This is a genomic window from Bradyrhizobium sacchari (assembly GCF_002068095.1).
Lineage (GTDB): Bacteria > Pseudomonadota > Alphaproteobacteria > Rhizobiales > Xanthobacteraceae > Bradyrhizobium > Bradyrhizobium sacchari.
This window is the reverse complement of the sequence record NZ_LWIG01000007.1, coordinates 35,489-45,598: the sequence shown is the minus strand read 5'-3', so window position 1 is coordinate 45,598 and position 10,110 is coordinate 35,489. Positions and strand designations below refer to the sequence as shown.

Sequence of the window (10,110 nt, the reverse complement as noted above, 5' to 3'; positions counted from 1 at the left end):
AGGCCGCGTGTGCGGGCGAGCGCGTCCCAGGCCGCCATGTCGATGCCGGATTGCGCCAGCCGCTGCAGGCCGGCAAGGCCGAGCAGGGTGAAGCGCTGGGTCAGCTTGCGCTCGATCTCGAACGGCAGCAGCTCGTCGCCGGCGACGAGCTCCGACATTTCCGTGACCATCGCCGTCAGCGGCCGCAACGCCGACGGGGTGATCGAGAACAGGTAGGCATGGCCCACCGCGCCCTGGTCGGTCTCGCAGTCGATCAGCACCAGCGGCGCTCTGGCGACCGCCCCGGTCGAGATCTGGAGCGGCAGGTTCATCGGCACGATCACGGGGCGCGCATGGAAGCGCTTGATGCGGATGATCTCGGTCATGGGCACTGGTTCCGGAATGATCAACGCGGGTTGATGCCGATCTTAAACATTCGTCATGAAACGGAAAGGCGCCTGGCGCGACCACCATAAAATGGGGTTGCGCGGGCCTGCTTTTATTGGCTCTGTGCCGCCGCAGGCCGTGCCGCAAATCCGTGTGATTTGCGGCAAATTCGCACACAACGGAGCCACAGGGTGAAACAAGAGATCTCCGAAGAACAGCGCAAGAGCGGTGTCCTGACCGGTGTCGGGATTGCCTTCCTGCTGCTTGCCTTGCCGCTCGCGGTGTGGCTGGACCTGACCGAGCTCTCCAAGACCGCGCTGCGCCGGCAGGCCGCCGATCTCAATTCGGTGATCACGAGCGTGCGCAGCTATTACGCCACCAACGTGGTCGGGCGGGTGCTGGCCAATCCCAACGGCACGACCCGGGTCGTGCACAATTACGAATCCGTTCCCGGCGCAATCCCGATCCCGGCGACGCTGTCACTCGAGCTCGGCCGGGTGATCGGCGCGCAGCAGGAGAACATCACCTACCGCTTCGTCTCGGACTTCCCATTCCAGAACCGCGCCCCGCACCAGCTCGACAAGTTCGAGAGGGACGCCCTCGATGCGCTGCGCAAGGACCCCGAGCAGAAGATCGTGGAGACCGAGACCTCGCTGTTCTCCGACAAGGTCCGGCTAGTTGCCCCCGTCACCATGGGCCCGGCCTGCGTCAGCTGCCACAACAGCCACCCCGAGAGCCCGAAGAAGGACTGGAAGGTCGGCGACATCAGGGGCATCCAGGAGGTGATCATCGCCCAGCCGATCGCCGCCAACATCTTCTCGTTCAAGTTCCTGCTGGCCTATTTCCTGATCGCCGCCGGCAGCGGCCTGTCGTTCCTGTCGCTGCAGCGCCGTCAGGCTCGGCGCATCAAGACCATGAACAAGGAGCTGGAATCCGCCAACGACTTCCTGGCCTCGCTGTCGATGAAGATCTCGCGCTACATCCCGCCGCAGGTCTACAAGAGCATCTTCTCGGGCCAGAAGGACGTCACCATCCACACCGAGCGCAAGAAGCTCACCATCTTCTTCTCCGACATCCAGAATTTCACCGCGACCGCGGAGCGGCTTCAGCCGGAGCAGTTGACGCAGCTGCTCAACGAATATTTCACCGAGATGTCGGCGATCGCCCTCGAATATGGCGGCACGGTCGACAAGTTCATCGGCGATGCCATGCTGATCTTCTTCGGCGATCCCGAGACCAAGGGTGACCGCGCCGACGCGGAGGCCTGTCTGCAGATGGCCTGGCGCATGCAGCAGCGCCTTGCCGAGCTCAACGCGAAATGGCGCGCGTCCGGCATCGAGCAGCCGTTCCGCTCGCGCATGGGCATCAATTCCGGCTATTGCAATGTCGGCAATTTCGGCAGCAGCGACCGCATGGACTACACCATCATCGGCGCGGAGGCGAACCTGGCCGCGCGCCTGCAATCCATCGCCGAGCCCGGTGGCATCGTGCTGAGCTACGAGACCTTCGCCCTCGTCAGCGACATCGTCCGCGCCCACGCGTTGCCGGCGATCACCATGAAGGGTATCAGCCGCGAGGTGATTCCCTATTCGGTCGACGCGTTGAACGATTCTGCGGCCGAGAAAAGCGGGATTATCACCGAGCGCGCGCCGGGGCTCGAGCTCTATCTCGACCCGGCCGTGGTGAAATCCGGCGATGCCGCACGCGTACGTTCGCTGCTCGAGAACGCGCTGGCCTCGCTGAAGCCGGCGTGAGGGTGCTGCCTCACGTAGCGGCCTTCTGATCGAGAGAGTCCCCGTGCGGTACCCCTTTCCCTAACCCTGCCCCGCAACGGGGGAGGGAACGCACCTTTGCTGTGGCGGGAGTTCGCTCCGGTCAATTTGCGAAAGTCGGATAGAGGCGGGGTGTCGCCGCGCGCTCCGCTGTGCTCCCTCTCTCCTTGCGGGGAGGGCGGGGCTTCGCGAAGCGAAGCCGGGTGAGGGGTCTCTCTTCGCGAATCCAACTCTTATTTGAACGCGCTGAGACAGACCCCTCATCCGACGCTTCGCGCCACCTTCTCCCGCAAGGGGAGAAGGGAAGAGGAGCGTGCCGCGAGCTCGGTAGCTAGGAACGTTTCGCCAGAAACCGCGTGATCGCCCCACCGAGCTTCGCGCTGTCCATCGGTTCCGCCAGCGACGCCCTTGCCGTGGCCACGACATCCTCCGGCGCCTTGCCGTCGCGCAGGTCGCAGCAAACTCCCGCAAACGCGACATCGAACTCCGGGTGCGGCTGTACCGTCAGCGTTGCGCCATTGGCGTAGAGCAGGCCGGCATGCGGGGTGAACTCGGAGGAGAGGATCGTCAGCGCGTCGCTTGGCGGCTCGATCACCTGGTCCTGATGCGAGGCGGCGATCGCGACCACCTCGCCGTCGACGACGCCGTTCTCCGGCAGAACCTGGTAGACATGGCGGCCGATGCCCCAGCCCCTGTCGGATTTGCGCACGGTGCCGCCGAGCGCCTGTGCGATCAGCTGATGGCCGAAGCAGACGCCGACCATCGGCGTCTTGTTGGTGTAGGCCTTGCGGACGAAGTCCTCGAGCGGCGCAATCCAGTCGAGCCCGTCATAGACGCCGGCGGCCGCACCCGTGATCAGCACCGCTTCGAGCTTGCTGGGATCGGGAAGCGCATCGCCGTTGGGGATGCTGACGACCTCGACCGTCGCGGTCGGATCCTCGGTGCGGACCATGCGCTCGAACATGTCGGGGAACGAGCCGTGCTGCTCGCGATATTTTGGCGGGACCTGCCCGGTCTCGATGATGGTGATGCGTGCCATGTGCCCCCCAAAAGGTCAAAAGGACAAGGTCAAAGGGTTGCAAAGCTCAGTCGCTTTCTGCCCCATGTTGCTGGTGTGGCGCTGTGCGCTCCAGCAGCGCGCTTTCCTTGCGCACTTCGTTGAGGAACGCCTTGGCAAGGCGCGACAGCGGCTCGGCCTCCGACCATAGCATGTAGGCGACCGCGTGCGTCGTCGGCGTGAACGGCCGGACGATGAGGCCGCTGGCGCCGTTCTGCCGCGGCGAGAACGGGTCCACCACCGCGGCACCGACGCCGGCAGCCGCGAGCACGCAGGCGGTGTTGCAGTAGCGAACTTCGACGGTGGGCTGGAACGGCGCGCCAGCACGGGCAAAACTGTCGCGCACGGCTTCGCCGAGCCGCGTGCCACGCTCGAGCCCGATAAAGGGCAGGCCGGACAGGTCCGCGGCCGATATCACGGGCTTGCCTGCGAGCGGATGCTGCGGCGGCAGCACGCAGACCATCTCGCCGGTGTGCACGACCTCATGCGCGATGCCGGGATGATGTGTCAGTCCGAGCGCGAAGCCGAGCTCGGCGACACGGCTGAGCACGCCCTCGATGATGCCCTCGTAGCGCCGCACGTCGAAGAACACGCGCGTCTCCGGGCGACGGCGCAAAAAGCCCGAGAGTGCGGAGGGGATGATGCTGTAGGCGAGCGGCGGGGTCGCGACGATCGCAAGATGCCCGGAGCGGTTCTCGCGCAGATCGCGCACGCGGCTCTCGAGCTTGGCGTGCAGCGCGAAGATCGCCTCGCTCTCCTTGTAGAGCGCCATCGCTTCGGCGGTCGGAAACAGCCGGTTGTTGACGCGCTCGAACAGCGCAAAGCCCGCCTGCGCCTCCATCGTCTTCAGCGCGTTGCTGACCGCGGGCTGCGACAGCGCCAGCTCGTCCGCTGCCGCGACGGTGGTGCGGTGGCGGATGACGGCACGCAGGATCTCGAGCTGGCGCAGGTTCATATCACTGCCGATTATACTCAGGGCCAAAAGATCATAGCAGAACGAATTGATTTTGCAGCCCCGCTTCTCCGTAATGACAGCGGATTTGCGCGTTGCATCAATGGGTTCATTCGCCCATTGAGGCAGCATTGCGCACAGATTGGAGGCAATCTTGGTTCGTGTCCTTCGCGCCGCCGCCGCCCAGATGGGGCCGACGCAAAAAGCAGATTCGCGCGAGCATACGCTGGCGCGGATGCTGGCATTGCTGGAGGAGGCCGCCGGCCGCGGCGCCAGCCTCGTGGTGTTTCCGGAGCTTGCCTTCACCACCTTCTTCCCGCGCTGGCTGCTGGAAGGCGAGGCGCTCGACCAGTATTTCGAGCGCGGCATGCCGAACCCGGCGGTCGCAAAATTGTTCGACCGCGCGCGTGCGCTGCGCGTCGGATTCTATGTCGGCTATGCCGAGCTGACGCCGGACGGCCGGCGCTATAATTGCGCGATCCTGGTCGATCGTGACGGCGAGATTCTCGGACGCTATCGCAAGGTGCATCTGCCGGGCTCGGTCGAGCCGCGCGAGGGCGCGCGCTACCAGCAGCTCGAGAAGCGCTATTTCGAATATGGCGACCTCGGCTTTCCCGCCTTCCGCGCCGGCTCGGCCTGGGCGCACGCCATCATGGGCATGATGATCTGCAACGACCGTCGCTGGCCGGAATCCTGGCGCGTGCTCGGCCTGCAGGGTGTCGAGCTCGTCTGCATCGGCTACAATTCGGCGGCCTATGATCCCAACGGCGGCACGACGGAAGACGGCGCATTGCGCACCTTCCACTCGACGCTGGTGACGCAGGCCAATGCCTACATGAACGCGACCTGGGCGATCTCGGTGGCGAAGGCGGGCGAGGAGGACGGCTCCGGGCTGATCGGCGGCTCCTGTATCGTCGATCCCAACGGCCGCATCGTCGCACAGGCGCAGACGCTCGCGGACGAGGTGATCGTCGCCGACATCGACCTCGATCTCTGCCGCCAGGGCAAGGACAAGATGTTCAACTTCGCCGCCCACCGGCGGCCGGAGCAATACCGAGTGATCACCGAACGCGCAGGCGTCATAGAGCCGGCCGTTCTCGATGCCGACTGAGCAAGTGGCACGGCGCTGGCAAAGGAGCTGACATGGGCAAAGGAGCTGACATGACACGCCTCTCGCTTTCTCTCGGTCTCGCAGCATTGGCTGCCGCCACGTCCGCGCAAGCGGCGGAGCTGCCGGCCGAGATCAAGCAGGCTGGCGCGCTGAAGCTCACGGTCAACTCCACCTACGCGCCGATGGAATATCGCGATCCCGCGACCAACGAACTGGTCGGGCTCGACATCGATCTCGCGGGCGAGCTCGCCAAGCGGCTCGGCGGGCTCAAGATCGTCTGGAGCGAGACGCCGTTCGCCGAGCTGATTCCCTCGCTCCAGACCAAGCGCGCCGATTTCATCATCAGCGGCATCCAGGACCGTAGCTCGCGACGTGAGACGGCAGATTTCGTCGATTATCTGACCACCGGTCCGCAATTCTTCGTGCTGACCGAGAGCGCGGCGAAAGTTGCGACCGATCTCTGTGGCAAGAAGGTCGGGACCACGCGCAGCACCGCATTTCCGCTCGAGATCGAGAAATGGAGCAAGCAGAACTGCGAGGCGGCCGGCAAGCCGGCAATCCAGTATGTGCCCGGCGAGAATTCGATCGACGTCCGCAACCAGCTCAAGCAGGGCCGCATCGATGCCGCGGTCCAGGGCAGTGAGACCTTGCCCTATGCGCAGACCCAGGAAGCCGGAAAATACCGCGTCATCGGCGAGCAATTGTCCACGGGCTATCAAGGCATCATGTTCTGCAAGGACGATGCGGCCTTGCGCGAGGTCGTGACCGAGAAGCTCGCCGCCATGATCGCCGACGGCTCCTACAAGGCCATTCTCGACAAATGGGGCTTGGGGACGAACGCGGTGGCCCAGCCCATGCTGAACGCGGCGCCGCAATGAAGCCGGCGCCGGCACTCGCGGAGGGATTCCCCGATCTGTCGGGCGTGCGGATCGCGCGCGAACCGCATTGGTTTCGCTGGATCAGCGCGGCCCTGATCGTCCTCGTGCTGGCGGCGATCGTGCGCGCCTTTGCGAATGGCCAGATCGAGTGGTCCTATGTCAGCCGCTTCCTGACCGTGAAGGTCATTCTCGAAGGCATCGTCAACACCATGGTGATGGCGATGCTGGCGATGATGCTGGGCATCGTGCTCGGCATCGTCGTCGCGATCATGCGGCTGTCGCCCAATCCGGTGCTGAAGACGGTGGCCGCCGGCTACACCTGGCTGTTCCGCGGCACGCCGCTGATCCTGCAGCTGCTGCTGTGGTTCAACCTCGCGCTGGTATTCCCGACCATCGGTATCCCCGGCCTGTGGAGCGCGCGGGCCGTCGACGTCATGACGCCGTTCCTCGCCGCGCTGCTCGGGCTCGGCATCAACCAGGGCGCCTACACCTCGGAAGTGATGCGCGCCGGCATGCTGTCGGTGGACGTCGGGCAATATGAGGCGGCGCAGGCGATCGGGATGGGGCGGCTGCGCGCGCTGCGCCGCATCGTGCTGCCGCAGGCGATGCGCGTCGTGATCCCGCCGCTCGGCAACGAGTTCATCGGCATGGTGAAGGCGACCTCGCTCGCCAGCGTCATCCAGTACCCGGAGCTGCTGCATAACGCCGAGAACATCTACTACGCCAACTCCCGCGTCATCGAGCTCCTGATCGTCGCCGGGCTTTGGTACCTGCTGGTGGTCTCGATCCTGACTCCGCTGCAGATGCTGCTCGAACGCCGTTTTGCACGCGGCACATTGCGGCTGGCGCGATGACAAAACCCCTCGTCGCGATCCGCTCCGTCAGCAAGAATTTTGGAGAGTTCCAGGCTCTCAGAGGTGTCTCGCTCGACGTCTGGCCCGGCGAGGTGATGTGCCTGATCGGCGCCTCCGGCTCGGGCAAGACGACGTTGCTCCGCTGCATCAACCAGTTGGCTGCGATCGATGCCGGCGGCATCTGGCTCGACGGCGAGCTGCTGGGCGTGCGCGAGCACGGCGGGNCCGCCTCTCCGAGCGCGAGATCGGGCGGCAGCGGCTCAAGACCGGCATGGTCTTCCAGCGCTTCAATCTCTTCCCGCACAAGACCGCGCTCGAGAATATCACCGAGGGCCCGACCCAGGTTCAGGGGCGTAAGCTGGATGAGGTGCGCGCCGAGGCACTGGAGCTGCTCCGGCGCGTCGGGCTGGCGGCCAAGGCGGACTCCTATCCCGCGCAGCTCTCCGGCGGCCAGCAGCAGCGCGTGGCGATTGCGCGCGCGCTCGCGATGAAGCCGATGCTGATGCTGTTCGACGAGCCGACCAGCGCGCTCGATCCCGAGCTCGTCGGCGAGGTGCTTGCGGTCATGAAGGAGCTGGCGAAGAGCGGCATGACCATGATGGTGGTGACGCACGAGCTCGGCTTCGCGCGCGAGGTCGCCGACCGTGTCGTCTACATGGACCAGGGCGCGATCATCGAGCAGGGCCGCGCCTCCGACGTGTTGGGCGCGCCGCGCGAGGAGCGCACCAAGGCATTTCTTTCGGCAGTGATCTGACATTGGGGGTGGCGATGAAGAGGCTTTTGATTGCGGCGGCGTTGCTGGGCGCCATGAGTGCAGCGGCGATGGCGATCGAGCTGCCGCCTGATATCGCCAAGCGCGGCAGCCTCAAGGTGGCGCTGGTGCCGAACTATCCGCCGATGGAGTTCCGCGATCCCGCGACCAATGCGCTGTCCGGATTCGACATCGATCTCGGCGAGGCGATCGGCCGCAAGCTCGGCGTCAAGATCGAATGGACCGAGACCAGCTTTGCCGAATTCATGCCGTCGATTTCGACGGGGCGGGTGGATGCCATCCTGTCCGGCTTCACCGATTATGCGAGCCGGCACGAGATCGCGTCCTTCGTCGATTATCTGCGCAGCGGTCCAAAATTCTTCGTGCAGCAGTCCCGTGCGTCCGAATTCAAGGACATGGCTGCGTTCTGCGGCAAGAAGGTCGGTGCCAGCCGCCGGACCATGTTTCCGGCCGAGATCGACAAGTGGAGCCAGAAGAATTGCGGCGGCAACCCGATCCAGTTCGTCGGCACCGACGGCTCGGCCGATGCACGCACGCAGCTCCGGCAGGGCCGCATCGACGCCGCCGTGCAGGGCAATGAGACGCTGCCCTATCTGATGGACCTCGAGCCGGGCACCTATGCGCCGGTCGGCGAGCCCATCGCGACGCAGTTCACGGGCATCGCGCTGCCGGTCAAGGAAAAGGCGCTTCAGCAGGCCACTCTCGAGGCCGTCGACGCGCTGATTGCCGACGGCACTTACAGGACGCTGCTGGCGAAGTGGAAACTCAACGACAACGGATTAGAGAAGGCGACCATCAATGCTGGACAGTAAGGCACTCAAGAGCATCCCGCTCGTTCCGGCCAACACCGCGGATCCCGCGCCCGAATATCCCTGGCCGAAGCCGTATACATCCGCGATGTTCCTGTCATTCGACGTGGACGCCGAGAGCGCCTGGACCAGCAAGGACGCGATGCACGCGCAGCGGCTCATCACCATGAGCTATGGCGGCTATGAGGCGCGCGCCGGCACGCCAAAACTGCTGGAGCTGCTCGACCAGCTCGATCTCAAGGCGACGTTCTTCGTCACGGGTTGGTCGGTGGATGCGCATCCGGCGATGGCCGAATCGATTCTGAAGGCCGGCCACGAGATCGGCCATCACGGCTATCACCATCTCTTGCCCGATCCCGGTGATCCCTGGATCGAGGAGGAGCTGGAGCGCGGCTTCGAGGCGCTGAAGCGCCGGCTCGGCGTCAAGCCGACCGGCTATCGCGCGCCCTATGGCGAGTTCACCGAGGAGCTGCGCGTCGCGCTGGTGCGGCATGGCATCGTCTACACGTCCTCATTCCGCGATGATGTCAGGCCCTATCGCCATCGGCTTGCCGACGGCAAACCCGGCACCATCGAGCTGCCGGTCACCGCGAGCTATGACGACTGGATGCACGGCCTGTCCGCGCGCTTCAGCCCGCGCTCGATCTTCCCCAAGGAGCATGTGCTCTCGATGTGGAGGGACGAGCTGGATGAGGTCCGCGACTGGGGCGCGATGGTGACGACGGTGCTGCATCCGCAATGCAGCGGCCGTCCGATGCGGCTGCGCCTGCTACGCGAGTTCCTCACTTACGCAAAGTCGTGTCCCGACGTGTGGATCACCACCGGCGAGAAGATCGCGGGAAACTTCCTGCGCCATGAAGCGGCCAACCGCTGAGCCCAGCCATGACCCGTCGCCGTATCCTCGTCATCAACCCCAACTCTTCGGCGTCGGTGACGGCGGCGATCGACGACGCGGTGGCGCCGCTGCGCATCACCGGCGGGCCTGAGATCGAGGTGGTCGGCCTTGCCGAGGGCCCGCCGGGCATCAGCTCGCAGCGCGATGCCGACAGCGTCGTCATGCCCCTGGTCGATCGTGTGTCGCGCGACAAGGCCGATGCCTTCGTGCTGGCCTGCTTCAGCGATCCAGGCCTGCATGCGGTGCGTGAAGCCGCCGGTGGCCGCCCGGTCATGGGCATCGCGGAATGCGGCATCTTCCGTGCGCTGATGCTGGGCGAGCGCTTTGGCATTATCGCGCTGTCGCCGTCGAGCATTCGCCGCCAGCAGCGCATGACCCGCGTGATGGGCGTCGATGGCCGCTATGCCGGGAGCTGGTCGGTCGGCGCGAGCGCGGCCGAGACGGCAGGTGCAGACATCCGCGGCCGCCTGATCGACGCGGGCCGTGCGCTGGTCACCCAATGCCGCGCCGATGTCGTGGTGATGGGCTGCGCCGGCATGGCGTTGCACCGCGCGGCGATCGCGGAGGCGATCGGCGTGCCCGTCGTCGAGCCGGCGCAGCAAGCGGTCGCCGCTGCCATCGGCGCGGTCTTGTTGAACACGTAA

General features: G+C 65.4%; 10 protein-coding genes and 2 pseudogenes. 9 read left to right on the top strand and 3 right to left on the bottom strand.

Translation table 11 applies throughout. The features are described from left to right. Positions 1-365 (bottom strand): annotated as a pseudogene (locus A5906_RS43970) (enolase C-terminal domain-like protein); the annotation flags it as partial. 192 nt (positions 366-557) lie between these two features. On the opposite strand from A5906_RS43970, the gene A5906_RS06640 reads away from it, so the two are divergent. Next, entirely contained in the window at positions 558-2,120 is a 1,563-nt protein-coding gene (locus tag A5906_RS06640) for an adenylate/guanylate cyclase domain-containing protein (RefSeq protein WP_080134461.1), read from the top strand. A gap of 349 nt (positions 2,121-2,469) precedes the next feature. Here A5906_RS06640 and A5906_RS06635 read toward each other — a convergent pair whose 3' ends face one another. Further along, complete coding sequence (locus A5906_RS06635; protein ID WP_080134460.1) at positions 2,470-3,177, bottom strand: type 1 glutamine amidotransferase; 708 nt, start codon at positions 3,175-3,177, stop codon at positions 2,470-2,472. Positions 3,178-3,223: 46 nt separating this feature from the next. Beyond that, the gene (locus A5906_RS06630; protein WP_080134459.1) at positions 3,224-4,150 is read right to left on the bottom strand and encodes a LysR family transcriptional regulator; all 927 of its coding nucleotides are present in this window, start codon (positions 4,148-4,150) and stop codon (positions 3,224-3,226) included. Positions 4,151-4,301: 151 nt separating this feature from the next. On the opposite strand from A5906_RS06630, the gene A5906_RS06625 reads away from it, so the two are divergent. From A5906_RS06625 to A5906_RS06595, 8 genes and pseudogenes are all read left to right on the top strand, one after another. Next, entirely contained in the window at positions 4,302-5,258 is a 957-nt protein-coding gene (locus tag A5906_RS06625) for an N-carbamoyl-D-amino-acid hydrolase (protein ID WP_080135196.1), read from the top strand. 50 nt (positions 5,259-5,308) lie between these two features. Further along, positions 5,309-6,136 (top strand): ABC transporter substrate-binding protein, encoded by an 828-nt coding sequence (locus A5906_RS06620; protein ID WP_080134458.1) that lies wholly within the window; start codon positions 5,309-5,311, stop codon positions 6,134-6,136. Beyond that, positions 6,133-6,990, top strand: a complete 858-nt coding sequence (locus A5906_RS06615; RefSeq protein WP_080134457.1) for an amino acid ABC transporter permease — start codon at positions 6,133-6,135, stop codon at positions 6,988-6,990. The genes A5906_RS06620 and A5906_RS06615 overlap by 4 nt, the downstream gene beginning before the upstream one ends. After that, positions 6,987-7,214 (top strand): annotated as a pseudogene (locus A5906_RS43965) (ATP-binding cassette domain-containing protein); the annotation flags it as partial. The gene A5906_RS06615 and the pseudogene A5906_RS43965, both read left to right, overlap by 4 nt. 1 nt (position 7,215) lies before the next feature. Continuing rightward, a partial coding sequence (locus A5906_RS06610) for an amino acid ABC transporter ATP-binding protein (protein ID WP_245326619.1) occupies positions 7,216-7,744 on the top strand: 529 nt, incomplete at its 5' end. 14 nt (positions 7,745-7,758) lie between these two features. After that, positions 7,759-8,574, top strand: a complete 816-nt coding sequence (locus A5906_RS06605) for an ABC transporter substrate-binding protein (protein ID WP_080134456.1) — start codon at positions 7,759-7,761, stop codon at positions 8,572-8,574. After that, on the top strand, positions 8,561-9,445 hold the full coding sequence (locus A5906_RS06600; protein WP_080134455.1) for a polysaccharide deacetylase family protein: 885 nt from the start codon (positions 8,561-8,563) through the stop codon (positions 9,443-9,445). The genes A5906_RS06605 and A5906_RS06600 overlap by 14 nt, the downstream gene beginning before the upstream one ends. Positions 9,446-9,453: 8 nt before the next feature. After that, complete coding sequence (locus A5906_RS06595; protein ID WP_080134454.1) at positions 9,454-10,110, top strand: aspartate/glutamate racemase family protein; 657 nt, start codon at positions 9,454-9,456, stop codon at positions 10,108-10,110.